This window comes from Streptomyces sp. AgN23, from assembly GCF_001598115.1.
GTDB lineage: Bacteria > Actinomycetota > Actinomycetes > Streptomycetales > Streptomycetaceae > Streptomyces > Streptomyces antimycoticus.
In genome coordinates this window covers 2161611-2187242 of record NZ_CP007153.1, presented here as the reverse complement: position 1 = coordinate 2187242, position 25632 = coordinate 2161611, and the positions used below count along the sequence as shown (strand labels likewise).

Below are 25632 nucleotides of genomic sequence, written 5' to 3'. Positions count from 1 at the left end.
TCAGGGTGGATTCCCTTTCACGGGTGCCGATCTGCCGCAGGGTCATCGACAGGAGGAACTCCATGCAGGACACAGCCCATCGCGAGGCGGGCGACGCGCGGGCCACACCTGCCCCCGAACCGTCCGCCGAGCCGGCCGGCGCCGTCACCGTGCTCGCCCGCGCCTGCGGCGTCGATGCCGAGACGGTCGAGGCCGCCGCCCGGCTGAAGGTCGCGGCTGCCGCCACCGGGGCACCCGTCCTTCCCCCCGACGCCACATGGCGCGACCTGATCCGGCGCGTGGCCACACAGGCAGGGCGGAAGGAAGCCGACGACGCCTGGGACAGTACGACCGAACAGCCCCACGTCTCCGCCGAGCGGCTGGACGGCTACATGCGGTTCGCCCTGCGCCTGCTCACCGAGTTCCCCGACGAACCGCACACCAGCCACGGCCTGCTGTCCGAGGCGGAGACCGAGGCGACGATCGCCTTCTGTTCCGGTCCGGTGAAGCCCTTGCCGGGGCGTCGATTCCACGAGCTGTTCGAGGAGCGGGCGCGCCGCCACCCCGACGCGGTGGCCGCCGTCCAGGGCGGCCGGAGCTGGACCTACCGCGAGGTGAACGAGAACGCCAACGTCATCGCCTGGACCCTGCACCGGGAAGGGATGCGCGCAGAGGACGTCGTGGCGGTGGTGACGGAACGCACCCTGGAATGGCTCGCGGCCGTCATCGCCGTCTTCAAGGCGGGTGGTTGCTATCTGCCGCTCGAACCGCACTTCCCCGCCGAGCGGATGGCGAACACGCTTGACCGGGGAGAGTGCCGGTGGGTGCTCGCCGACCACGGCGTCGCGCCGCTGGAGGAGGCGCTGGCCGGCCAGGACAGGCGGCGCCTGTACGTACGGGACCTTCTCGAAGAAGGCGGCCCGTGTCACAACCTGGACCTCGCCATCGCGGGGGACCAGCTCGCGTACATCTACTTCACCTCGGGCTCCACCGGCGAACCCAAGGGCGCCATGTGCGAGCACGACGGCTTCCTCAACCACCTCTACGCCAAGATCGAAGACCTCGGCGTCCAGGAGGGAGACGTCGTTGCGCAGACAGCGCCGCAGTGCTTCGACATCTCGCTGTGGCAGCTCGTCTCCGGGCTCCTCATGGGCGGCCGGACGCTCATCGTCGAGCAGGACGTGATCATGGACGTTCACACGTTCATCGACGCTCTGGCCGAAAACGGGGTCCAGGTGGCGCAGTTGGTGCCCACCTATCTCGAACTCGTCCTCTCCACGCTGGCCGAGGAGCACCGGGAGCTGCCCGGTCTGCGTGTCATGGCGGTCACCGGCGAGGCGCTGAAGAAGGAGCTGGTGCGCCGCTGGTTCGACGCCTTCCCCACCGTGCCGCTGGTCAACTGCTATGGCCTCACCGAGGTCAGCGACGACTCCAACCACGGTGTCATGCACGCCCTGCCCGCACACCGCTCGGTGCCGCTCGGCGACCCCGTGCGCAACTCACGCGTCTACGTCATGGACGAGAGGCTCCAGCTTCTCCCGGTGGGTTTCCCGGGTGAAATCGTGATCGCCGGTGTCTGCGTGGGCCGCGGATACGTGAACGACCCGGAGCGCACGGCGGCCGTCTTCAGCCGCGATCCCCTCCGGCCGCCCGAGCGCCTCTACCGCTCGGGCGACTTCGGCCGCTGGCTGCCCTCCGGCGAGCTCGAATACCTCGGCCGCCGCGACTCGCAGGTCAAGATCAGCGGGTTCAGGATCGAGATCGGCGAGATCGAGGACCGGCTCCTGCAGGTTCCCGGCGTCCGGGACGGCGCCGTGGTCGTCGCCGGATCCGCCACCGAGCCACAGCTCGTCGGCTACTACACCGGCGCGGACGCGCCGGACGCGGGGCAGGTCGCCAGGACGCTCGCCCAGGCCCTGCCCGAGTACATGGTCCCGCCGCGCCTCTACCACACCGCTGAGCTGCCCCTGTCCGGCAATGGGAAGATCGACAAAATCTCTCTGACCGATATCGCCCAGCGGGATCGCCACGGTACCGGGCATGTGCGGGCCACGGAGTTCGCCACGGAGACCGAGCGGAAGATCGCGGACCTGTGGGCACAGGTGCTGAAGATCCCGCTGGAGCGGATCGGACGCGATTCCCGCTTCACCGAACTCGGCGGCACCTCACTGTCCGTGATCCGGCTGTCGATCGCCCTGGACCGTCGGCTGACCGTCGGCGAGCTGTGGGGCACCCCCACCGTCGCGGACATCGCCGCCCTGGTCGACCGCAAGGCCGCAGCGGCGCCGGACACCGAGTCGCGGCCCGTACCACGCGTGCTCGCCGCACAGCCCGACAAGGGCCCCGCCGCCTGGGCGGCCGAGCACCGCACCGCCGTCCGCACGGCCGTCGCCGAGTCCGGCGCCGTGCTGCTGCGCGGCATCGGAGTGCGCACCGCCGCCGATGTCGCCGCGGTCGCGGAGGGACTCGGGATCACCGCGATGACCGAACGCGAAGGCTTCGCCCCGAGGACCGCCCACGTCCCGGGGCTTTACTCCTCGAGCCATTGGCCGTCGGACGAGCCGATGTGCATGCACCACGAACTGAGCTACGCCGCCACAGTCCCCGGCATCCTGGTCTTCGGCTGCCTCACGGCCCCCGACCGGGGCGGCAGGACCAACGTCGCGGACTCCCAGCAGGTCCTCAAGGCGCTGCCGCCCGATCTCGTCGCCCCCTTCGAGCGCCACGGCTGGCTGCTGACCCGCATGTACCACGAGGTGGGCATGGCGTGGCCGGAAGCGTTCGGGACCGACGACCGCGCCGAAGTGGACGCGTACTGCGCCGCCGCCGGCATCGACCACGAGTGGCTGCCCGGGGACCAGCTGCGCACCCGCCAGCGGCGTGCCGCTGTCGTACGCCATCCCACGACAGGTGTTCCCGGATGGTTCAACCAGATCGCCTTCCTCAACGGGCTGACGATGGATCCGGCCGTCCGCGAGTACCTCACCGACGTCTACGGGCCGCACGGCCTGCCGTTCCACACGATGGTGGGCGACGGCACGGCCATCGACGGCGACACCGTGGAGACCGTCAACGCCGTGTACGACCGGTTCACGGTCGGCGAGCCCTGGCGGCGCGGGGACGTCCTCGTCGTCGACAACCTCAGGATGGCCCACAGCCGGGAACCGTTCGAGGGACAGCGCGAGATCGTGGTGGTCATGGGCGACGCGGTGCGGATGCCCGGCCGCTTCCAGCCGGCCACCGACGCGGGGATCAGCGGTGAGCAGGCGTGACCGGCGCCCGCCCCCTCCACCGGCCGGGTTCACCCCGCCCCACGCCATGACGGCAGGGCCAGGGCACGCGGTGGGCGTCGAGCCGCGGTCGCATCACGGTGCCGCGCCGCGCACCGTCCCCGCGTCCCCCGCACAGGAGCGCGTGTGGTTCGCCAGCCGGATGGCGCCCGACGCGTCGGCGTACCGCATCGTGGATGAGTTGGTCGTGCACGCCGAGGTGACCGAGACCGACCTGCGGCGTGCCTTCGCCCTGCTGGTGCGGCGCCACGAGGCCCTGCGCACCGCCCTGCGGATCGTCGACGGCCGGCTCACGCAGTACGTACTCCCGCGCATCGACCTGGTGCTCCGCCACGTCGACCTGACCGGTGTGGACGACGCCCAGCAGGCGGACACCCGGCGCTTTCGCGCGACAGAGCTGGTGAGCCGGCCCTTCGACCTGGAGCGAGCCCCCCTTTGGCGCGCGGAGCTGCTCGCCCTCGGAGAGAGGGAATGGGCGGTGGTGTTCGCCGCCCACCACGTCGTCTACGACGCCGCCTCACGGTTCAACCTCCATGCCGAGCTCACCGAGATCTGCGCGGCTGCCGAACAGGGGAGGGAGCCGAAGCTGCCGGAGCTTCCGCTGAGCTACACCGGTTACGCACGGCGAGAGCGCGACCGGCTGTCGCCCCGCCGGCGAACCGAGTTGGCCGCGTACTGGCGTGCGCGGCTGGCCCGGCTCCCGCCCGTCCACCGGCTGCCGCTCGATCACCCGAGGCCCGCGGCCCGGACGTTCGTGGGGGCCGAGGTGCGGGCCGGCCTCCCCCCGGAGGTCACCGCGTCGCTGCCGGGTTCGGCACGGCGGCTCGGCACCGAGCCCGTCATGCTCTGCCTCGCCGCCTACGTGGCCCTGCTGCACCGCCACTCGGGACAGGAGGACATCGTCGTCGGTCTGCCGGTGACAGGCCGTCGCCAGGCCGATGTGCTGCCGATGATCGGCACGTTCGTCAACATGCTGGTGGTTCGGGTCGATGCCGGCGGCGCCCCGACCTTCGCCGAACTGGTCGGCCGGGTACGGTCGGCGGCCCATGTCGAGGATCGGTACGACATCCCCTTCCAGACCCTCGTCGAACTGCTGCCCGTGCCACGGCTGCCCGGGGTGCCGCCCCTGTACCAACTGGCCTTCAACCATGTGCCCTCGGGCGGCGGCCTGGGAGCTGCCTCCTCCAGTTCCGCTGGTTGTGAGGACGACCTGTTGCTGGACATCACGGCTGACACGGTCCGCATCGAGTACAACGTGGCACTCGTCGAGAAGAGCACCGCCGACGCGCTGCTCGCCGACTACCTCGCGCTGCTCGTCGCGGGAGTCTCCGAAGTGGATATGCCCCTGCCGCGTCTCCCGGCCGCCCCCCGGCCGGGCGGCACCCCGGCGACGCCCCCCGCCCGGACAGCCGCGGGCGGCACGCCACGCACCGCGACGGCGAAGCTGGTCGCCGAGGTGTGGAGCGTCGTCCTCGGCACCGCGGTGACCGACGTCCACGACGACTTCTTCCACCTGGGCGGTCACTCGGTGCAGGCCCTGCGCATGCTGGCGCGCCTCGCGGCGGACCATGACGTCGAGTTGAGCATCCAGGCGTTCTTCGCCGACCCGACGGTGGCCGGTCTCGCCACCGAACTCGCACGCAAGCGCCCGAGGAGGACGGCATGGCGGTGACGGGCCGAATCGACGGCGTACCGAGCGACATCTGGCACGAGGAGGTGCTCGCCCCGCAGTTCGCCTACGAAGTGGAGCACCTCCTTCGGCACTACCTCGCCATCGAGAAGGTCCTGCTGCTGGAGTACGTGCGGATGGGACTGGTGGACGCCGCCGGGGCGGCCGGAATCGGGGCGCGGCTCGACTCGCTGACCCCGGACGTCGTTCGCGCCGATCCGAAGGAGAACATGTCGGACATCTCCTTCGCTGTCGAGCGGCACGTCCTGTCCGGCCCGGTCCCGCCGTTCCACGCGTGGCACGTGGACCGCAGCCGCAACGACCTCCAAGTCTGCGCCCAGTTGATGTCCGCTCGCGAGAACCTGACCGCTGTGGCCGCCGACCTGCTGTCGCTGGGCCGGGCGGCCACCTCGCTCGCCGCCCGGTACGCGGACGTGCCCATGCCGGGATACACCCATGCGCAGGCCGCGCAGATCATCAGTCCGGGCTTCCACCTCACGGCCCTCGCAGCCGAGACCACGGCCACCTTGCGCGGGATGCTGCACACCTACGACGAGGTCGACGCCTGCCCACTCGGCTCGGGAACGATGGCCGGCCAGGAGCTCGCCTGGGACCGCGTTCGCATGGCCGAACTGCTCGGCTTCGCCGGCGTCCAGCCGCATGCGCTGGTGGCCGTCGCCTCCCGCGGCTGGGCCATGGCGATCTCCGGCGACCTGGCCCGCTACGCGGTGACGCTCAGCCGTTTCGCCACCGACCTCATGGCCTGGGGCGGCAGTGGTTTCGGCTTCCTGGAGCTTCCTGACGAGCTGTCGGGCATCTCCGCGGCCATGCCGCAAAAGCGCAACTTTCCCGTGCTGGAGCGCATCCGCGGCCGGTGTGCCCACGTCGCCGGGTGCGCGACCGACATCGCCGCCGGGCAGCGCAACACCGCGTACACCAACACCGTGGAGGTGTCGAAGGAAGCGGGCGGGCACCTGCGCACCCAATTCGACGCCATGCGTTCGGTGCTGCGGCTGACGCGGGCGGTCATCGCCGGAGCGGCCTTCTCGGCAGACCGGATGCGCGAGGCGTGCGCGGGGGAGTACCTGGGAGGATTCACCCTCGCGAACCAGCTGACGCTGGAGTGCGGCATCCCCTGGCGAACGGCTCAGGTGATCTCCGGGCGGTACATCAAGCGCGCCCTGGAGAAGGGGCTGCGGCCGGCCGAACCAGACGGCTCGCTGCTGGCCGCGCTCTGCGCCGACGCGGGATACGAGGTCGCACGGACCGACGCCCTCCTCGTCGCCGCCTTCGACGTGGACGAAGGACTGCGGGCCAAGCGATCGGCCGGCTCCGCGCACCCCGACGAGGTGCGGGCGATGCTCGCGGACCAGGACGGCGCATTCGCGAAGCTCACCGACGAGTGGTCACTGCGCGCACGCAGATCCGCCGATGCCGCCCACCGACGGGACGACCTGCTCGCCGCGGCCGAGCGGCGGTCATGAGGGAGCCGGCGCTGGTCGCCCGCAGGCCGGGCGTCGACCTGCGCGAAGGCGCGGGCACCGCCTGCGGGACCTTCGGCGAACTGCTTCAAGGGGCGCTGCCCGACGGAGTCGAATTCCTCGTCACGTTCCCGATCACACGCGGCACCAGGGCATGGTTCCGGTACGACCGCGACGGCCCGCTGAACGTGTTCCCCTCCCACAAGACCAAGTCGCTGCGCCTGGCGCGGGCCATGTTCGACGCCCAAGGCATTCTCGGCGGCGGCACCCTGGTCCTCGACAGTGGCTTGGCCGTGGGGAAGGGGCTCGCCAGCTCCTCCGCCGACCTGGTCGCCACGGCCAGGGCCGTGGGGGCGGTGCTCGGCTTGGACACCTCGCCCGAGGCCGTCGAAGGCTGGCTGCGCCCGATCGAGCCCACTGACGGGGTGATGCACCCGGGCATCGTGGTGTTCGAACACCGGACGGTCCGGTTGCGCGCGTCGCTCGGCACACTGCCCCCGGCCACGGTGGTGGCCGTCGACGAGGGCGGTCACCTCGACACGGTGGCCTTCAACCAGCGGCCCCTGCACCGCACGCCTGCCCAGAGGCGTGAGTACGAGCGCCTGGTGCGGGACCTCACCACGGCCGTCGATCACGGTGACCTCGCCCGGGTGGGCACGATCGCCACCCGCAGCGCGGTCCTCAACCAGCGGCTCGTTCCCAAGCGGAACCTCGACGCCATGATCCGGGTCAGCGACGAGATCGGCGCTCTGGGCGTGGTCTGCGCCCACAGCGGCACCATGCTCGGCCTCCTGCTCGACGCCGGCGACCCCGACCACCAGCACAAGCTGTCGGCCGCCGCCGCGGCATGCTCGCGCCTGCCCGGCGCCACCACCGTCTTTCGTTCGTTCACGTCACCAGGGAGCGCGCATGCGTCATGACACCATCGTCGACGCGATAGGCAACACCCCGGCCGTACGGCTGCGGGTGGACGCCGCCGAGGGGGTCGAGGTTTACGCCAAGTTGGAGCTGCTGAACCCCTACGCGATGAAGGACCGCGTCGCCCGGCAGATGATCATCGAGGCCCGCCGGTCCGGTGCGCTCAAAGAAGGCGCGCCCATCGTGGAGAGCTCGTCCGGCACGATGGCGCTGGGAATCGCTCTCGTAGGCACCTACCTGGGGCACGCGGTGCACATCGTCACGGACCCCCGCATCGACCCGATCACCCTCACCAAACTGGAGGCCCTCGGGTGCGTGGTCCACGTGGTGGAGACGATGACCGGGCAAGGGTGGCAGAGCGCTCGGCTGGAGCGGCTCGCGGAGCTGATGAGCGGCATGCCCGGTGCCTACTGGCCCCAGCAGTACAGCAACCCGCAGAACCCGGCCGCGTACCGCACGCTGGCTGACGAACTGATCGGCGACCTGGGAACGGTGGACGTCGTGGTCGGCTCCGTCGGCAGCGGCGGCTCCCTGTGCGGCACGTCCGCGGCGCTGCTGGAGCGGCTGCCCGACCTGAAGGTGGTCGGCGTCGACTGCGTCGGCAGCGTGCTCTTCGGCCAGCCTGACGTACCGGCCCGTCAACAGAGTGGACTGGGCAACAGCCTGTACCCGGACAACATCGACTACCGCCTCCTCGACGAGGTGCATTGGCTCTCGGACGACGAGGCGTTCGACGCCACGCAGCGGCTCGCCCGGGAACAGAAGATCTTCGCCGGGAACACCTCCGGGTCGGTGTACCGGATCCTGACCCACCTCGCCGCCGAGGCGGTGCCCGGCACCCGTCTGGTGGGAATCCTGCCGGATCGCGGCGACCGTTACGCGGACAGCGTGTACCGCCACCGGCCCGTCGGCCCGATCGCCGCCCGGCCCGCCGAGGTCCCCTACGGCACGACGGTCACCGGTTGGTCGTTCGCCTCGATCCCGCGCAGGAACCGTCCCGTCCTGGTCTTTGTGGAGTCGAACACGACAGGGACGGGCATGCTCGCGTTGCGTACCGCGGTGCGGCTCGGCTTCGAGCCGGTCCTGCTGGCCAAGGACCCCGCTCGCTACGCCGGCCTCGACGGCACCGGCTGCCTGACGGTCGCCTGCGACACCGAGAGCGACGCGGACGTCCTGCGGGCGGTTCGGGAGGCGGCCGGGAAGCGGACCATCGCGGGGCTCACGACGACCAGTGACTTCTATCTGGAACACACCGCACGGCTGGCCGCCGCGCTCGGCCTGCCGGGCCACCCTCCGGAGACGGTGGCGGCCTGCCGTGACAAGTCACTGACCCGTACGGCGCTGAGGGACGCCGGTGTGCCGCAGCCGGCGTTCGCCGTGATCGACGACCCCGCCGGCATCACCGGTGCCATCGCGTCCGTGGGCGTGCCGTGCGTGGTCAAGCCCGTGGGCGGATCGGGGTCGCAGGACGTGCTGTGGTGCGAGGACGCCGCCACGGCCACGGAGCACGCCGCCCGCGTCCTGGCCGTGACCGAGAACGTTCGCGGCCAGGCCACCGCCCGCAAGGTCCTGGTGGAGGAGTACGCGCGCGGCCCGGAATACAGCGTGGAGATGTTCTGCGACAACGGGGAGGCCACCTGCATAGGGGTGACCCAGCGCACCACCGGCGCGCTGCCCTACTTCGTCGAGACCGGCCATGTCTTCCCCGCCGAGCTGCCGGAGGCCACCTCCGGCGAACTCGCGGAGTCGGCCCGCCAGGCGCTCAAGGCGGTGGGCTTCGACCGAGGTCCCGCACATGTCGAGATCAGGATGACGGACATGGGTCCCGCGGTCATCGAGATCAACGCCAGGCTCGCCGGTGGCATGATCCCCGAACTCGTCCGTATGGCGACGGGGACCGACCTTCTGGAGCAGCAGGTGCGGGCCGCGGCCGGGTACCCCGTGCGGCTGCTCGCGGACCGGGCCCGGCACGCGGGCATCAGATTCCTGACCGCACGTCAGGCAGGACGCCTTGTGGCCATCACGGGAACCGCGGCGGCGGAGCGTGTGCCCGGCGTCGAACGGGTGGTGACCACCGGGTTGCCGGGCCGCTCGGTACGGCCGCCGCGGGACGCCTATGACCGGCTCGGCTACGTGATCGCGGGCGGCGGCTCGGCCCGGGAGGTCGAGGAGGCCCTGGACGCCGCCGTGCGGCTGGTGGAGGTGGTGACCGTCCAGGACTGACCGCCGCGGCGTACACCTTCGCGGCTGCGGCGGGGGCTGGGCGTGACACGTGCGCAGCCCCCACCGTGCGAACGAAGACCGATGGTGTGGTCATCCGCTTCCTCGTACACCTCGCAGCTCACGCGATCGAGAAGACCGGTCCGCACCCGTTGTGGACACCCACACGAGGGGACCGCCCTCGGCCAGCGGTCCTCGGTCCGGGGGAGACAGCACGGCGGGGCGCACGGTCGCTGTTCGCCGCGCCGCGGCCCATGCCGCGATATGCGCACGCGAGCGCAGGCCCAGAGTGGTCCTGATGTGGCGGATATGCGTCTCGACGGTGCGCACCGACACATGCATCCGGGCGGCGATCTGCCGGTTGGTCAGCCCTTCGACCACCAGAGCGGTCACGTCCCGCTCCCGCTTGCTCAGCAGGCTGTCGGCGTCTTCCGCGGTCGCGCTGGTCGCCTGGGAGCCGAGGGCGAAGGCAAGGACATGACGGTGCCGCATCGCGCGTCCGGCTTCGAGCGAGGCGCTGGCCCGGTTGGCCGGCAGGGCTTTCAGCGCCGCGGACCGTGCCGCGTTCACCCGCTTCCGCCACCACGCCTCACCCCACGAAGCACGCGGGCCGATCCGCTCGGCTGCCCCGATGAGCTGAAGCACTCTCTCGAACCGGTGGGCGTGGGCGGCGACGATGGCCAGTCCTTGAAGCGCGTCGGTCGGCCCGGCCGTGTGCTCCGCGGGACTGCGCAACGACTCGATGAAGTACGCCTCCGCTGACGGCAGGTCGTCCTTCTCGAGAGCGAGCGCGCCCGCCGTGACGAGAACCGTGTGCAGCCACCGTGGCGACAGCCTCGATCGCAGGAGGGGCAGGGCCTTCTCGATCACCTGCTCGGCCCGGCTCAGTTCACCGCTCAGCAAGTGGTACCGGGCGAGACCGACCAGGCAGAGGGCCGTCAGGGTCTCGTCACGCAGACGGTGGCCGATCTTCAGGCACTCCCGCAGGTCCGCCACAGCACTGCCCTGGTCGTCGTGTATCTCGTGGAGCGCGCTGCGCAGCAGCAGGAGACGGCTGAGGAGCGGATCGCGGTCATAGCCGCGTTCCAGCTCCACGGCTTGCTCGGCATGGCGCATGGCCGTGTCGTAGTCCGCCTGTCGTCCCGCCAGCGCGGCCGCACCCTCCAGAGCGACGCTCCGGTAGGGCGAGCACTCGACGCTGTGGTCCAGGACGTGCGTGAGCAGCGTCAGCGTGTCGTCCGCGGGTCTCTGGGACAACTCCACCGTGGCCAGTGCGCCGGCCAGGAGCAGCTGCCGCTCGTCAGCGCCCGGGATCAGCCAGTGGAGGGCATGAGTGAGATTTCCGTGTTCCTCCCTCAAACGTCGGAACGTCGCGGGTTGAGGGAACGTTTCCCTATGGAGCGGTTCTGATAATTGTGTCAGCCATGTCACCAGCCGTCCGTACGCCTCGGTGTCCTCGCTTTCAGCAACCAGCCGTTCGTGACCGAAACTTCGCATCGATTCCAGCAGCCGGAACCGGGCCGGGCCGTCCTGATCGGTGTGCGGAGTGATGACGGACTTGACCGAAAGGGCGATCAGCAGTTCGGACGTTCCCGGTTTCGCGGCGTCGCCGTCGGCGGCTACCGCGGCGGCCGTGTCAAGCCCGAAGCCGCCCGGTAGTACGGACAGCCTCCGCAGCAGCGACCCTTCGGCCGGACTCAGCAGATCGTAGCCCCATTGGAGGGAGGCCCGCAGGCTCTGATGCCGTTGGTCCGCCAGGCGCCATCCGTTTGTCAGCAGGGACAGGCGGTCGTCCAGGCGAGCGCTGATCTCGGCCAGCGGAAACGCTCTTATCAGCCGGGCAGCCATCTCGATGGGGAGCGGCAGGCCGTCGAGCCGGGTACAGATCTCGGCTACGTGCCTGGCGTTCTCCTGGGTGAGCTGGAAATCGGGCACCACCGTTCGCGCCCGGTCCAGGAACAGAAGCACGGCGTCCGACCGCAGACACTCCGAGAGGAACGAACCGCCGTCCACATCGGGCAACGCCAGACCGGACAGTGAGAACATCGCCTCCCCTGGGAGCCCCAATGGTTCGCGGCTGGTGGCGACGACCCGCAGATACGGGTCTCTTGGCAGCAGTTCGCTCAGCATCAGCCCGCACTCGTCCAAAACGTGCTCGCAGTCGTCCAGCACCAGAAGGCGTTCCCGCTCGTTCGCGTACGGTGCTGCCTGCGGTGCGCGCGGAGCACCGTCTTCGGCCAGCTCGCCGATGGCGATCAGGATCTGCCGCCGTATCTGGTCGATGTGGGTCAGCCTCGCCAACTTCACGACGATGACTTCGCAATGCCTGCTGCGTTGCTCTTGCCGGGCCAATTCCAGGGCCAGGCGCGTCTTGCCCACACCGGCGGGCCCCGTCAGCGTCAGCATCCGTACACCGTGGAGCAGCCGGCCCAACTCCACCATCTCATCGGTTCGGCCGACGAAGCTGCTCAACTGGGTCAGCGGCCCGCCGACAGCCTCTGTGCCCATTCCGCCGGCTTTCTGCCGTTGCCGATAGGAACGCTGACGGCAGGCGTTCGAGCAGTACCGAGAGCGAAGCGGCGTCGCGCTATCAGGGTTTCTCTTGTCGATGCGCTTGCCGCACATATCGCAGGAAATAGCGGTGTTAGAGGATTTGGAAATCAATCCTGGCACCTTTCCGTAAGTGCTGCCTTGCCCGGCGGCGCCACCCCGCGCCATGGGGGTGCGTCTTCGGGGGCTAAGGGATTTCGCGGCGATGACACACGGCTGCGGTTCGCGAACCAGAATAGGTAATCCGCGAAGGTAATGGTGGTTATCGTCGGGAGTGATTGCCGGAGTGCGGCCCAACGCCGTTGGCCGCGGCTGGTGTGACCGGGTGTCTTATGGGTTCCGACCGCGGGCGCAGAGTCGAAGAGGGTGCGCCGGGGGCACCTGGTCGTCCATCACGATCTGGGAAAATCCAGAACCATGGAAGAGGTGGTAATGGGTGAAAATGCCGACGTATGACGTTCTGCCGGGCGGATCTTTTGGATGGCGGTGCGGCTTCCCTGTGCCGATGGCGCGCCGCCGCATGGGGCGGTTATCGACTCAGGGGGATAGCAGGTGAAAGGGGGCCGATTGACGTTTTCTCGTGCCCCGGGCAACAGGACGCCAGGGCTTTTGGCTGCTGGATCCCCACGGCGCGTACGCCTTCTCTTTGCCGGGAGACGAGAAGCCGCTGATTGGCTCATTCACGTGGGTAAGGCGCAAACCGGGGCTTTCCTTTCGGCGTTCCGAACCTCGATGTCACGTATCGTGACCGCGTGGCAGTTGTGCCCCCGTCAGTTCGGCGTCCCGTGCTGATCACGCCGTAACCGCATTCTAGGCATGGCTGATCACATGATCCAAGCCCGTTTCGCATTAATTGCTGCCCGAATCATGCCCGAGTGCTGCCGTGAAATACTCCTTTTTGTTCCAGGGCGCCGTAAGTGTGCCGCCTCCGGGGCGGCTCGCCGCACACATATGACGCGCCTCGTCCCGTGCGACTGTGCCGTGGGTGTGCCGAGGCGCGTGCGACCCGTCGACCCGTTCGGATAGGGGCACAGTACCTACCCGATGACCTCGTCAACTGAGCAGGCGACGAGGACAGCGCCGTCGGTGTCCTCGAACCTGGGCTTGCCGACAGGCGTTGCGGAACCAGTACGCGGCAAGATGGACCAGACGCAGCAGCACGACGGATGGTGATGCCCGGGTGCCCTGTGCAGCTGAAGGCGCCGTTGCGACGTGCGTGGATGGCCTATGGGCACTCACGGTGTTCGTCATGAGTCTCCCAGGACGACCGTAGCCGTTACGGACGTTCGGCGTCCCGTAACTGCGGCTAGCACTGGTGCCGATCACGGAAATTTCCCGGAGTATCGCGTCCATGTCGAGGCGAGTGAAGAGCAGGTGGTCTGTCGCGTGCTTCTGAGCGATGTAGACGCGTGGTCACCGTGTGTGACGTAGTCGCCGGATCGGCGACGACCTGTGCCTCGCCCGAACCGGAACTGCCCCTCGTCTTCTTCCGCAACGCTCTCGTCCACGAGACCACGGGGCGCACGGAGTCCGGCGCCCCGCCGGGACGCTCCGAGCGATACCACCCCTGGCTGACCGCACGCGGCGAGGGCGCGGACCTGGAGCGGCGGCCCGTCGCCCGGCGCTGTGTCGACGAGATGACCGAGGACCTGGAGGGTCTCGGCGCCACCTCGCGCCCCCTCGGGGCCACCGTGCACCGGCCGCTGCCGCCGCACCCGGACACCACCAAGGGCACCACTCCCGCCTGGCCGGCGTCGGATGTCCCGTCGCTCAACCGACCTCGACGCGCCGTCGGCCGACCTGGACACCGTCTCCCGGTCAACGAGGCATGCCCGGAATCCCTCCGTGCCCTGGAGGAGGTCGAGCTCACCGTGGTGCCGGTCCGGCACCGGTGGCTGTCCGGCGGCGCATTCCACAGGTTCACCCTCGACACCGTCCGTGACGGCGGCCCCCGGGGCCACCTCGTCTGACGGTCTGGCGGCCCACGCGGCCGACATCCGCGACCGTCCAGCCGGACCGGTCACGTGTCATACGGAGGAGAAACGTGCGCGCAACGCAGCAACCGGCGGCCTCAGCTCCAGAAAACCCGCCGGAGCGGACGAGCTCCGGTGCCCCGGGTATCGTCGGCGTCGGAACCGCCGTGCCGCCGACTTCCTACACGCAAGAGGAAATCCTCGACACCTTTGGCATCACCGATCGGCGGATCCGCGCCGTCTTCCTCGGCGGTGCCATCGAACGCCGCAACCTCACCCTGCCCCCGGCCGGCCCCGACGGACTGCCCCCCGTCGAGTCCCAGGGCGAGCTGCTGAGCAAACACACCGCGAGCGGGCTGCGGATAGGCCGGGACGCCGTCGAACACTGCCTGAAGGACGCAGGCGCCGCGCTCGGCGACGTCCGGTACTTGTGCTGCGTCACCTCCACCGGACTGCTCACCCCCGGATTCTCCGCGCTCCTCATCAAGGACCTGGGTATCGAACAGTCCTGCCAGCGTCTGGATGTCGTCGGCATGGGCTGTAACGCCGGGCTGAACGCCCTCAACGCCGTCGTCGGCTGGGCCGCCGGCCACCCCGGCGAGCTCGCCCTGATGGTATGCATCGAGGTCTGCTCCGCCGCCTACGTCTTCGACGGCACCATGCGCTCCTCCGTGGTCAACAGCCTGTTCGGCGACGGCGCGGCAGCTGTCGCGGTCCGCGCCGCTCCACAGGGGCCCTCGCCGGACTCGGCTTTGCTGAGGTTCACCAGCCACATCATCCCCGAGGCGGTCGACGCGATGCGCTACGACTGGGACGACGGGCACGGCAAGTTCAGCTTCTACCTCGACCCCGAGGTCCCCTACGTCGTCGGGGCCAACGCGGAGACCGCCGTGGCACGGCTCCTGGAGGGCACCGGAGCGCGCATCGGCGACATCGCCCACTGGGTGGTGCACTCCGGCGGCAAGAAGGTCATCGACTCGGTTCGTGTGAACCTCGGACTCTCCCGGTACGACGTGCGGCACACCACCGGGGTCCTGCGCGACCACGGCAACCTCTCCAGCGGCTCGTTCCTGTTCTCCTACAAGCGGCTGCGTGACGAGAGGGTCGCGGTGCCAGGTGACCTCGGGGTGCTGATGACGATGGGGCCCGGGTCGACCATCGAGACGGCCCTGGTGAGCTGGTGACGGAAGGAAGGTTTGCTGACATGAAGACCGAGCCCGACCGGACCCTGCTGCCCGACGGCGTGGCCATCCTGGCCCGGCTGGACGGCGGCAGCCCGCTGCCCGAGTTGACCGCGGCGGTGAACACCGTGTGTGAGCAGGCCGAGGAACAGAGCGAACGGACGGCCGTCGTCCTCCGGATCGCGCCGTCGCCGTCCGGGGCCCGCGAATGGCCCGGCGATGTCTCCATCCATGAGGTCAACCGCTGGGAACGCGCCGTCCGTCGCCTGGAGCGCCTCGACAACGTCACCATCGCCGTGGCCCAGGGCACGTGTGGCGGTCCCGTCCTCGACTTGCTGCTGGCCGCCGCCTTCCGGATCGGCACCCCCGACCTGAATCTGGTACTTCCGGTCAACGATGGGCACTTCTGGCCCGGTATGGCCCTCTACCGGCTCGTCCAGCACATCGGTCCGGCCCGGGCCCGTCGCATTGTGCTGTGGGACTCCGACATCCCCCTCCCCGACGCCATCGAACTCGGCATCGTCGACGAGGTCAGCAACGATGTGACCGAAGCCCTCCGTAACGCCGCCGTGCCGCGCGGACGGCTCTTCGACCGTGAGACCGGAATCCGCCGCCGATTGCTGGCGGAGGCCGCCTCCGCCGAGTACCAGGACGCCCTCGGCGCGCATCTCGCCGCCTGCGACCGCGAGCTGCGCCGCCTGCGGAACAGTGGACCCGGCACCCCGGCCGGGACTTCGGCGGGCCACGTCGAGGCGGCCGGATGAGCGCCGACGAACCCAGCGGCGCCTCCCTCGATCCCGTACCCGAGCCGACCGGCGGCATCGAGACAGACGCCCGCCGTCTGGCCGAGTACATCGCCGGCACGGAGCGGCGGCTCGCGGCGCTGCCGCCCGTTCCTGACCGCACCCCCCACGACCGCGGCCGCGCCGTCGCGGTCCACGCGCGCGCCCGCCGGGCCCGCCGGGCCTTCCTCGACCGGCACGCCGAGACCGCCTACCGGGTGCTCACCGACGGGCTGACCCGTCCCGTACGCCTGGCGGACCTCGTGTACGAGGCCGCCGACCGGTTCCCGGGCCTGGTGCCGACCCGTGCCCAGATGGCGGCCGAGCGCCGCTTCGTCCAGGCGGAGAAGGAGGGCCGGGAGATCGACCAGGGCATTTTCTGCGGCGCGGTGCTGCGCTCGCCCACCGCCGGCCGGCACCTCGTCGAGACGATGCTCCGGCCCACCCCACGCGCCCTCACCCTCCTCGACGGCTTCCGCACCGAGGGCCGGATCGAGCTGGACACCGTGCACCTCGAACGTCGGGGTGTCGCCGGTCACATCGAGTTCCGCAACGCCGACCGGCTGAACGCGGAGGACGACCGGCTGATCGCCGACTTCGAAACCGCCGTCGATCTCGTCCTGCTCGATGACGCGATCAAGGTCGGTGTGCTGCGCGGCGGCACTGTCGACCATCCCAAGTACCGGGGACGCCGTGTTTTCAGTGCCGGAGTCAACCTGACCGACCTGCGCGACGGGCGGATCTCCTTCGTCGAGTTCCTCCTCGGCCGCGAGCTCGGCTATGTCAACAAGATGCTTCGCGGTCTGTTCACCGCCCCGCCGCCCGGTGACTGGTGCGAACGGAGCGTCGGCAAGCCGTGGATCGGCGCCGTCGACACCTTCGCCATCGGTGGCGGTATGCAGCTCCTGTTGGTCCTCGACCACGTGATCGCCGAGGAGAACGCCTACATCAGCCTGCCCGCCGCCGAGGAGGGCATCGTGCCCGGCCTGGGCAACCTCCGGCTCACCCGGCTCACCGGAGCCCGGCTGGCCCGTCAGGTGGTGCTCGGCGGACGCCGGATCGCCGCGAGCGAACCGGAGGCCCGCTATGTGTGCGACGCCGTGGTGCCCGCCGAGGATATGGACGGCGCCGTCGACAGGGCTGTCGAAGCCCTCCGCGCGCCCGCCGTCCCAGCCAACCGCCACATGCTCACCGTCGCTGAGGAACCTCTCGATCTGTACCGCGCCTACCTCGCCGAGTTCGCCGTCGTACAGGCCGAACGCACCTACGCCCCGGACGTTCTGGCCAAGGTCGAACGGCGTTGGCAGGAACGCGAACGGCGGCGCGCGGCACGGGGGAGCGCGCGGTGAGCACCGTGTTGCCCGCTTTCCAACCGACGTACTGCCCGCTGGTCCAGGCAGATCGAACGATCGGCGTGGCGGGTACCGCATGTCGCGGGTACAGCGGACAGGAAGCCGCGTACCCGTGACCGAGTTGCACACCGCTCAGCGGTCGCGATGCGTGATGACCCGGGCGAGCGAGCTGAGTGCCCGGGCGCCCTCCTCCGCCGGTGCGGCGGCCTCAAGCGCAGCCAGGGCCATGGTCCGTTGACCTTCCGCCTCGCGCTCCACCCGGAGCCGTCCGCCCGCTCGTTCGATCAGGTGAGCCACCTCGCGGATCCCGTCCTCGGTCAACGGACCGGCGTCCGGTCGGTAGGGCTCGTCCAGCCTCCGTGCCTCTGGGCGGTTCGAAGTGAGCGCCGCTACGACGGGCAGAGACTTCTTGCCCCGTCGTAGGTCGGATCCGACAGGCTTGCCGGGCGCGGACGAGTTCGGCGGGGGCGAAGTGCTTGCCGACGCAGACGCGTCGGCCGCTGCCGAAGGGGACGTAGGCGTGCTTGGGCCGCCCCGCGACGCGTTCGGGTGTGAGGTGCGAGGCAAGTCGTCGAAAGTCGGCACGCGACCGCCGAGGACCCGGTCCACCTCCTCGTGGACGCGCGCCTCGGCCTCGGGGTGGCGTGCGAGCAGGCAGAACGCCCAGGAGAGCGCGTTGGTGGTCGTCTCGAACACGCCGACGCAGATGTTGAGAACCTCGTGGTGCAGGTGTCCGAGGTCCATTTCGTGACCGTCGTCATCCACGCTGTGCAGAAGCGGGGTGAGCGGATCCGGCTCCGCCGGGCTGGTGCCTTCCGTGTCCTCGCCGCCGAGGACGTGGCAGACCAGGCGGGGACCGGGCAGGTGCATGGTGCCTCACGGTTCAGGTGGTGGATCTTCACGACAGGACGGCGGGAGCGTAGAGTGATGATCCTTTGGACCGGGTGGAACGCGCAGACGGCGTTCACAATCTCGCGTGTAGGAGGAGGTCAGGCGGATGAGACTGCATTCCTCCTCGTTGCACAGCTCGTTGCGGGATCCGGTTCTCGGTTCGATCGGGTTTCTGAATGAGGTGATGAGCCGCTATCCGGAAGCGATATCCTTCGCACCCGGCGCGCCGCACCCGGACACGCTCGAAAATATCGACACCGACCGTTACGTTGGTATTTTCATCGATTATCTTGTCCAAACGGGACGGAGTCCGGAGCAGGCACGACGACTTCTTCTCGAGTACGGGCCGAGCCGGGGCGTGATAAACGACATCGTCGCTGATGCCTTGCGCCGGGACCATGGGATCGACGCCCCCGCGAACACACTCGTCATGACCGTCGGTGCCCAGGAAGCGATGCTGCTCGTGCTGCGTGCGCTGTTCCGCTCGGCCGAGGGCGTGCTCGCGGTGGCCAATCCGTGCTTCGTGGGCATCGTCGGAGCGGCCCGGCTCCTGGACATCGATGTGATTCCGGTGGAAGAGACGGACATCGGGATTGATCTCGACGGTTTGGAGCAGACGTGCCGCTCCTCTCGGGAAGGCGGCCGGCCGGTTCGTGCGCTGTACGTCGCACCAGACTTCTCCAATCCTGGTGCGGCACGTATGTCGCTTGACTGCCGTCGGAGACTTCTCGACCTTGCGGAGCGCGAAGACTTCCTCGTCTTAGAGGACAACGCTTACGGGTTCACGGCGGCAGCCGGAGCCGAACTGCCTCCCCTCAAAGCGCTTGACACCGCTCGCAGTGTGGTTCACATCGGCACCTTCGCCAAGGTTGCCTTCCCGGGAGCCAGAGTCGGCTATGTGATCGCTGATCAGCCGATCGGCTCGTCTTGTGGCGGCACACTGCTGGCGGACGAGTTGGCCGCCGTGAAAAGCATGGTCACCGTGAACACATCCCCGCTGTGCCAGGCAGTGATCGGCGGGATGTTGCTGGAGCACGGAGGCTCCGTGATCGAGTTGAGCCGTCGCAAGTCCGAAATCTACCAACGGAACCTGACCTGCCTGGTCGACGCATTGGACCGGCATCTGGGAGACGGATCGCATCCCGAAATCCGCTGGAACCGCCCTAGCGGAGGGTTCTTCGTCCGCGTGCATCTGCCCGTCCCTGTGGATGCCGCTCTGCTAGAGGTGTCTGCCGCCCAATACGGAGTGCTGTGGACTCCGATGCGGCAGTTCTACCTGGATCAAGCAGGTGATCACCAACTTCGACTCTCCTGTAGCTACCTCGATCCCGAACGGATCGAGGAGGGTGTGCGGCGCCTGGCCGCCTTCCTGTCGGAGGAAATCGAATGCCGGTCGGACAGTGGCAGCAGTGGCTGACGTCGGGGTCGGACGCTGAATATTACGTCCAGCTTGGTGAGAAGCGTCCATCTGTCTGGTGAGCTGCGGCGCGAGCGGTGAGAGTCGGGCCTGTGTGTTGGCTGCGGCTTCGGGCGTATCTGCGACCTTGGCCCAACGGCGGCGGGGGATGAGCGAGGACAGGGAGGCGAACCACAGGCGGTCCGCGGGCTCGTACCGTACTCGACCTGGTATGTGGCGTCGTAGCACGGCGTTTCCGTGACTCTCTGCGCGCTGGGCGGGGCATTTGACCAGCAGCGATGAATAGCCGAGCCCCACAGGCATCCCCCACGCATACAGACATGCCGCGTGACCTGCACGGATGAGGTATTCGGCAAGCGCAGGACGGCAGGTGCCGCGTGAGAGCAGAGAGCACAGCACGATCAGCCCATGAGGGCCGCGGCCGCTGGACCTGCCGACGAAGCACAACGACCTCGAGCGGAGCCATGCTCGAGCGGAGCCATGGCTGTATTGCTCCCTGTCCTTCAAAGGCTGTAGCGTTCGCCCTGCAGTTCGGTGGACACAATGCGGAAGGTCGAATCATCGCAGTCGGCTGTGATGTGGATGAGCGAGAAATACAGCCGATCGATGGCAGCCTTCGCCCAGGCGTCGAGTAGTTCATCGGGCACTTCCGCCGTATCGGTAGGTGCCCCCAGGAGCCGTACCATGGATGCCTTTACGAAGGCCGAGTCGGCGTTCAGCGGCTCGTGATCGGTTGGCATCACGGTCACCGACCAGCCCCGATCCGCGGCGAGTTCTCGCAGCCAGTCGATCTGAAGTTCGGCGGCATTGCCAGGGATCATCGAGGTGGCCATGAGCCGGCCGTTGGCTGCAAGCGGAACCCGTCCCAGGATGCCCTTCAGCAGCCCTGCGCCATCCACTCCACCGTCAACCAACCACGGTAGGTCGAACACGCCGAAGGTGGGCATCATCGGGGCGTTGACCGCTACTACGTCGAAGGGCTCATCGAACTCGGCCTCCCGCACGTCCGACCACCGCGGCTCGACTCTGGAACGCACACCGTTGAGGCACATGTTGAGTTCGAACAACGGGGCGAGGGAGGCGTCGATCTCCACACTGACAACAGATTCCGCGGTAGCGGCAAGGACGGCGGTCTGACAGCCGGTGGAGCAGCAAAGGTCGAGGCATCTGCCTCCAGCCCCCAGCAATTGCCGCCCCAATCCGATTGAGTCGCGACCATAGTAACCGTAACCATTGTTCTGCGATGCGGCGACGAATAAAATGCTCCCCAGGTGGTCTACCAACCGGATGCCAGGTAGTTGAACGGTCTCGTCCCCGGTAGCGGCGACACCGATGTCGACCATATGCTCCAGCATCGGCTCGGTCAGTACGGCCACGGCTGCCGCCTCAGGGACAGGTTGGGACAGGCAGAGCAGGTCGACTGCTTCACTGAGGTCCGGACACAACGTGGCACGGTCTCGTGCAATTGCGTCTTTTCGCAGGCCACTGGTGCCGTATGCGCGTAGCAGATTCACCAGGCCAAGCCGAGTGAGGTTGCGTAGGAATTCCGTTGCTGTCACATCGAGAGCCGATAAAGGTGAGGCATCGCCACCGGAGCGCATAAACAATCCCTTCCGACTTACAATTCGAGAGAGTCTGGAATTTTTAATCCAGTGCTTCGTGATCCCGGTTGGGCCACTTCGAGTTGTTATTGACGAGTTTCTTCACGCTGGTCTGGGCGAGTCGGACCTCGGTGAGGATCTCGTCAGCGGTGCCGCACCGGCCAGCTCGGCGCTGTCCTTGCGCCGCGGCCCCTCGGCTGACCACAACACGATCCGCATGCGAACCGCCACGACAGCCAGCACATCCCGCGAACCTGCCAACTCCCGCAGCTCGGCCATCTGTTCAGAGGAGCTATCCATACCGGACTCCACGATCACAGACGTCCCTCAGGTTCGACGAGCGGATTCACGAGACACTAGGCGCGCGCCTGCCTGCTGCGCACCCCAGGACACCCCCTAAATCACCCCTGCGGAGTGCTTTCGGAAACCTCTGAGCCCGCGGGCGAGGAGCATGCACTGCGCGAGTCGAAGGCGGTGTTTCGCGGCCACTGCGTACGTGCTGGTCGGCGAGGGCGCAGGGCGGTCGCTGCCACCGTGCCCGACCTCGGTCCGGTTGTGTACAGACCGTGCACGCCAGCTTGATCGAGTTGGCCAAAGCGGTGGCAATGTGATCATCCGTGGCGGCTTCGATGTCCATCCGCGCGAGATCGAGGAACTCCTGATGGAGCACCTGACCGTCTCCCTCGTCGCGGTCATCGGCGTCCCCACGAGTCCCACGACCGAGGCCGAACTCGTGGCCCGGGCCTCTCGGCACCAGGGATGGGCACGCCGATGGACCCGACACGTGGTTCCTGGCCGGGGATGGAGAAGGCTGCGGCCGGCGAGGTCTCGGACAGGCCATATTTTCTTCGTCATGGTGATTGCCGCCCGGCGTGTCCAGTCCTACGCAAGTGCCGCGCCAATCGAGGCACACATCAGCGCCCGTCGCGCGAGGCATCGTCGACTTGCGGCCCTGCGCACGGGCCGGGCGAAGCGGCTGCCGATCGACCTGGCGCGGGCAGACCAGCCACAACCGCCGCGACGCGGTCGGCCTACGGCTCAGGCCGGCCGCCAGACGCTCTTGGGATTGAGCATTCAGTCAGTTCCAATACCCGATTCCGTCATTACGGTACATAGGAGGTGGCTGGTTTTGATCGATAGAAAAAGTCTAGAAATTCTTTTAGCCGGTACGAGGTACTGCGCCGTTGCGGTAGGTCCCGGATGTCGGCGATATGCGACGAAGTCCGACGGAGAGCGCGTCTCTCCCATGTACGAAAAATGACTCTGTGGCTAATCCCATAGAGGTAAAATCATGGCAATAATGAACGGGAGGTGAACACTTCCGGTTGTTGAGGTGTGTACTATGCAATCAAGTCGACGGGTTGGGGTGAAGTCGGGCCTGTCGGCGGCTTCATGTGAAGCGACAGGTTCCATTCGTCGGTCCGTATGTGTCAGGTCGACGGTGGTAAGCGATTTCCGTGATCCGGTAGTCGTATTCCGCATGTTTGGTGTCGATGGGGTTGGAGTCGGAAGGAGAGGCCAGGGGAATTGCAGTTGACGAAGAATCGTTGCTGCTCTGTGAGTGGTCGGGGGTGGTGTGCTGTCCTGTGTGCCGGTGTCGCCGTGCGGGATATGCCGAAAAGGGTGCAGGAGGCCCTGTGTACTTAGTCGAACGAGGCGTGCAACTGGCCGAACTCGCCGACCGATTGGATCCCGGCGCGATAGGCCGTTGCGAGTTCGTCGTCGTCAGCGGCCCGGCCGGTTCCGGTAGGTCCGCACTGTTGGCGGCCTCGTCGGAATCTGCCAGAAAGCGGGGAATGCGGGTTCTGCCCGTTGGTCGCGACGGATATGGGGGAACCCCGCGGGTCGACGTGGTGGGAGCGGCTGGTGAACTGGTGAGGTCCATCACCGGGGACGTGCCCGCGGAGGATCTCGGTGCACTGGCCAAGCAGTTGCTGGCCCTCACACGTTCGGCGCCGCTGCTGGTGGTGGTCGACGACGTGCATCTGATCGACCCCGACTCGTACACGCTGCTCCGAGCGCTGGTGTCGGCCTACGGGGCCGAGACCGCCCCGATCGCTGTGCTGGTCTCCGGCACCCGGCACGCGGCGGCCTGTCAGCTCTTGAAGGAGCTCTTTCCCTTCTTCCGCCGGAGACGCAGCCGGCCAATCGTCACCACGCCGCTGACCACGGTGGGGATGGCCGAACTCGTCCGTATGCGGCTCTCCGTGGAGCCCTCGGCCGTCCTGGTCGAGGAACTCGCCGCGGTGACCGGCGGCAACGTGTTCCTCATTCAGGCCGTACTCGACGATACCGTCGCCGCGGGGGTCACGGACTCCCTGGTGTTCGGACCGGTGTTCACCCAGGCCGTGTTGTTCGGACTGCACGCTCCGGCCTGTCCCCAACTGGTCGAGGTCGCGCAGGCCATCTCCGTGCTCGGCGCCTCGTGCGACATGGAACGGCTCAGCCGTACGGTCGAGGAGCCACGTGGGCTGCACCGGATGGTCGACGGTCTCATCGCGAGCGGTGTGCTGTCGGACGAACTGACGCTGCATCCGCGTATCCGTGACGTCCTGCTCAAGTCCGCGGACGGCACCCGGCTGCCGCTGCTCCAGTCACGTGCGGCCGAGGTGCTCTACGACGACGGCGCGCCCGCACCGGAAGTCGCCCGCCAGCTGCTCATGAACGGATCGGCCCCGCAGCCCTGGGCCGTGGCCATCCTGTGTGAGGCCGCCGACCAGGCGACACGCTCCTACCGGTACCAGGAAGCGGTCTCACTGCTCCAATTCGCCTCGCGCTGGTGCTCCGACCACGCCACGCGAGTGGAGATCCGCGCCAATCTGGTCGACATCAGCTGGTGGCTCGACCCGACGATGGTCTCGCGCCAGCTGAGGTCCCTGCTGGACAGCGCGCGCAAGGGCTGCCTGTCCAGCAAGTGGTTGGCGCGGCTGGCCCGCCGGCTCGCCTGGCTGGGCAGCGTCGACGAGGTCGAGGAGGTGTTCGGCCTGGCCCTCGACTCCCCCCACGAGGATCTCGCCACCCGGATCGAACTCGCCATCAGCGACTTCTGGATCGCTCACCTTTTCCCTGGGGCGGCGCGCCACGCCCCCCACCGCGGGAGTGATGAGCTGGCCCCCGAGATGTTCGTGGGCGATTTCCCCTGGCTGAGCAGTGCCCGGGAACTGCCCGCCCTTCTCGTCGCGGGCAAGCAGGACGGCGTGCAGCTGAGGGCGGAAGAGATTCTCCAGCAGTGCCGGCCGAACCACACGAATCTGGAAGCGGCGCAGGTGGCGCTGTTCTCCCTGCTGGCGGCCGGACTCCCGGACGCCGTCCGGCCCTGGCTCGCCGATCTCACCCCGGAGCACGGCGACGACACCGTCTTGCCACAGTGGCGCTCGATGCTGTACGTCGCGGAGGGAGTCGGCCGCCTGTGGCAGGGCGACCTGCCGGGCGCGGTGGAATCCGTGGAGCGGGCGCTGCGGCTGCTCGACACACAGCAGTGGGGAGCCCTGGCGGGGCTGCCCCGCGGCATCATGCTCATGGCGATGACCGAGCAGGGCAGGCACCAAGAGGTGGCCGACGAACTGCTGCGGCCGATCCCGCCGTCCTTCGCCCGGAGCCCGTACGGACTCGTCTACCTCCGGGCGCGCGGCCGTCACCATCTGGCGACCGGCGGTCTCCAGGCCGCGCTCGCCGACTTCCGCAGCTGCCGCGACATCCTCGCTTCCTGGGGCATGGAACTGCCCGGTCTGGTGCCGTGGCGCCTCGACCTCTCCGAAACCTTGCTGCTGCTCGGCCAGCAAGACGAGGCACGGCTCCTCGCGGAGGAGCACCTCTCCCTCCTTCCGGAGGTACCCCTGCGTGCGCGCGGTACGGCGCTGCGACTGCGGGCGATGGCCTCGCCGTTGTCCCACCGGGCGGCCGGTCTACGGGAAGCGGTCACGGTGCTCGAACGCTGCGGTGACGCACTCGAACTGCCGCGCGCCCTCGGGGCCCTGGCACGTGCCTACCAGCAGACCGGCAAGCTGGCCTACGGTCGGAGAACGCTGCGCCGGGCGAAGAGGCTCGCCGAGCGCAGCGACGGTGTCTGGGCGCTGCGGGAGATCTCCGCGGCAACCGTGTCGAGCAGGACCCCGCCGGAGCTCATCGCACTGCCGACCGAGTACCCCGACCTTTCCGTGGCCGAGGGGCGGGTCGCCGAACTGGCGGCGCAGGGTTACACCAACAGGGAGATCGCCGATGCCCTGTATGTAACGGTGAGCACGGTAGAGCAGCACCTGACGCACATCTACCGAAAAATGAAAATCCGTGGCCGTTCTGAGCTGGGAAGTCTGGTGAGCAGTCTGTGA

15 protein-coding genes and 1 pseudogene are annotated in these 25632 nt (G+C 68.5%); 12 read left to right on the top strand and 4 right to left on the bottom strand.

Annotated features, from left to right (window positions below; all coding sequences use genetic code 11):
• Window positions 1-62 precede the first annotated feature (62 nt).
• From AS97_RS09570 to AS97_RS09545, 5 genes are read left to right on the top strand one after another with little or no spacing between them, the layout of a single operon-like run.
• Window positions 63-3251, top strand: coding sequence for an amino acid adenylation domain-containing protein (locus AS97_RS09570; protein WP_247204299.1), 3189 nt, complete (start codon window positions 63-65; stop codon window positions 3249-3251).
• Entirely contained in the window at window positions 3238-4941 is a 1704-nt protein-coding gene (locus AS97_RS09560; protein ID WP_210564697.1) for a condensation domain-containing protein, read from the top strand. Before AS97_RS09570 ends, AS97_RS09560 begins: the two co-directional genes overlap by 14 nt.
• Window positions 4932-6422 (top strand): lyase family protein, encoded by a 1491-nt coding sequence (locus tag AS97_RS09555; protein WP_059147531.1) that lies wholly within the window; start codon window positions 4932-4934, stop codon window positions 6420-6422. Before AS97_RS09560 ends, AS97_RS09555 begins: the two co-directional genes overlap by 10 nt.
• A complete protein-coding gene (locus AS97_RS09550; protein WP_125758236.1) occupies window positions 6419-7339 on the top strand; it encodes a kinase in 921 nt (306 codons plus the stop codon). Before AS97_RS09555 ends, AS97_RS09550 begins: the two co-directional genes overlap by 4 nt.
• On the top strand, window positions 7329-9560 hold the full coding sequence (locus AS97_RS09545) for a pyridoxal-phosphate dependent enzyme (RefSeq protein ID WP_086710604.1): 2232 nt from the start codon (window positions 7329-7331) through the stop codon (window positions 9558-9560). The genes AS97_RS09550 and AS97_RS09545 overlap by 11 nt, the downstream gene beginning before the upstream one ends.
• A gap of 90 nt (window positions 9561-9650) precedes the next feature.
• Here AS97_RS09545 and AS97_RS09540 read toward each other — a convergent pair whose 3' ends face one another.
• Window positions 9651-12275, bottom strand: a complete 2625-nt coding sequence (locus AS97_RS09540; RefSeq protein ID WP_210564696.1) for a LuxR C-terminal-related transcriptional regulator — start codon at window positions 12273-12275, stop codon at window positions 9651-9653.
• A 1241-nt stretch (window positions 12276-13516) separates the two neighbouring features.
• On the opposite strand from AS97_RS09540, the gene AS97_RS09535 reads away from it, so the two are divergent.
• From AS97_RS09535 to dpgC, 4 genes are all read left to right on the top strand, one after another.
• Complete coding sequence (locus AS97_RS09535) at window positions 13517-14077, top strand: hypothetical protein (protein WP_185929867.1); 561 nt, start codon at window positions 13517-13519, stop codon at window positions 14075-14077.
• Between the two features lie 149 nt (window positions 14078-14226).
• Window positions 14227-15264 carry a 3,5-dihydroxyphenylacetyl-CoA synthase DpgA gene (gene dpgA, locus AS97_RS09530; protein ID WP_247204785.1) on the top strand — a complete coding sequence of 346 codons (1038 nt, stop codon included), beginning with the start codon at window positions 14227-14229 and terminating at the stop codon, window positions 15262-15264.
• A 20-nt stretch (window positions 15265-15284) separates the two neighbouring features.
• Window positions 15285-16025 carry an enoyl-CoA-hydratase DpgB gene (dpgB, locus tag AS97_RS09525; RefSeq protein WP_059147537.1) on the top strand — a complete coding sequence of 247 codons (741 nt, stop codon included), beginning with the start codon at window positions 15285-15287 and terminating at the stop codon, window positions 16023-16025.
• Window positions 16022-17392 (top strand): (3,5-dihydroxyphenyl)acetyl-CoA 1,2-dioxygenase DpgC, encoded by a 1371-nt coding sequence (gene dpgC, locus AS97_RS09520; RefSeq protein ID WP_210564695.1) that lies wholly within the window; start codon window positions 16022-16024, stop codon window positions 17390-17392. Before dpgB ends, dpgC begins: the two co-directional genes overlap by 4 nt.
• Before the next feature lie 135 nt (window positions 17393-17527).
• Here dpgC and AS97_RS47130 read toward each other — a convergent pair whose 3' ends face one another.
• On the bottom strand, window positions 17528-18265 hold the full coding sequence (locus AS97_RS47130; protein ID WP_247204298.1) for a cytochrome P450: 738 nt from the start codon (window positions 18263-18265) through the stop codon (window positions 17528-17530).
• Between the two features lie 127 nt (window positions 18266-18392).
• Here AS97_RS47130 and AS97_RS09505 point away from each other — a divergent pair, with 127 nt between their 5' ends.
• On the top strand, window positions 18393-19703 hold the full coding sequence (locus AS97_RS09505) for a PLP-dependent aminotransferase family protein (RefSeq protein ID WP_086710607.1): 1311 nt from the start codon (window positions 18393-18395) through the stop codon (window positions 19701-19703).
• Window positions 19704-20206: 503 nt separating this feature from the next.
• Here AS97_RS09505 and AS97_RS09500 read toward each other — a convergent pair.
• Together AS97_RS09500 and AS97_RS09495 are read right to left on the bottom strand one after the other, a co-directional pair.
• Window positions 20207-21079 carry a methyltransferase gene (locus tag AS97_RS09500; protein ID WP_210564694.1) on the bottom strand — a complete coding sequence of 291 codons (873 nt, stop codon included), beginning with the start codon at window positions 21077-21079 and terminating at the stop codon, window positions 20207-20209.
• A gap of 327 nt (window positions 21080-21406) precedes the next feature.
• Entirely contained in the window at window positions 21407-21604 is a 198-nt protein-coding gene (locus tag AS97_RS09495) for a hypothetical protein (protein WP_125758248.1), read from the bottom strand.
• 304 nt (window positions 21605-21908) lie between these two features.
• Between AS97_RS09495 and AS97_RS47125 the strand changes: the two are divergent.
• Both AS97_RS47125 and AS97_RS09490 read left to right on the top strand, forming a co-directional pair.
• A pseudogene (locus AS97_RS47125) lies at window positions 21909-22010 on the top strand (long-chain fatty acid--CoA ligase); the annotation flags it as partial.
• 787 nt (window positions 22011-22797) lie between these two features.
• Window positions 22798-25632: a LuxR family transcriptional regulator gene (locus AS97_RS09490; RefSeq protein ID WP_247204297.1), complete on the top strand. Its 2835-nt coding sequence runs from the start codon at window positions 22798-22800 to the stop codon at window positions 25630-25632.

What these genes read in the sequence shown, in the direction of transcription:
- AS97_RS09505 (WP_086710607.1), top strand. Translation starts at nt 18,393, where the DNA reads ATGAGACTGCATTCCTCCTCGTTGCACAGCTCGTTGCGGGATCCGGTT.
- dpgC (WP_210564695.1), top strand. Translation starts at nt 16,022, where the DNA reads ATGAGCGCCGACGAACCCAGCGGCGCCTCCCTCGATCCCGTACCCGAG.
- AS97_RS09540 (WP_210564696.1), bottom strand. Translation starts at nt 12,275, where the DNA reads ATGGCGCGGGGTGGCGCCGCCGGGCAAGGCAGCACTTACGGAAAGGTG.
- AS97_RS09545 (WP_086710604.1), top strand. Translation starts at nt 7,329, where the DNA reads ATGCGTCATGACACCATCGTCGACGCGATAGGCAACACCCCGGCCGTA.
- AS97_RS09495 (WP_125758248.1), bottom strand. Translation starts at nt 21,604, where the DNA reads ATGGATAGCTCCTCTGAACAGATGGCCGAGCTGCGGGAGTTGGCAGGT.
- dpgB (WP_059147537.1), top strand. Translation starts at nt 15,285, where the DNA reads ATGAAGACCGAGCCCGACCGGACCCTGCTGCCCGACGGCGTGGCCATC.
- AS97_RS09570 (WP_247204299.1), top strand. Translation starts at nt 63, where the DNA reads ATGCAGGACACAGCCCATCGCGAGGCGGGCGACGCGCGGGCCACACCT.
- AS97_RS09550 (WP_125758236.1), top strand. Translation starts at nt 6,419, where the DNA reads ATGAGGGAGCCGGCGCTGGTCGCCCGCAGGCCGGGCGTCGACCTGCGC.
- AS97_RS09555 (WP_059147531.1), top strand. Translation starts at nt 4,932, where the DNA reads ATGGCGGTGACGGGCCGAATCGACGGCGTACCGAGCGACATCTGGCAC.
- AS97_RS09490 (WP_247204297.1), top strand. Translation starts at nt 22,798, where the DNA reads ATGGGGTTGGAGTCGGAAGGAGAGGCCAGGGGAATTGCAGTTGACGAA.
- AS97_RS47130 (WP_247204298.1), bottom strand. Translation starts at nt 18,265, where the DNA reads ATGCACCTGCCCGGTCCCCGCCTGGTCTGCCACGTCCTCGGCGGCGAG.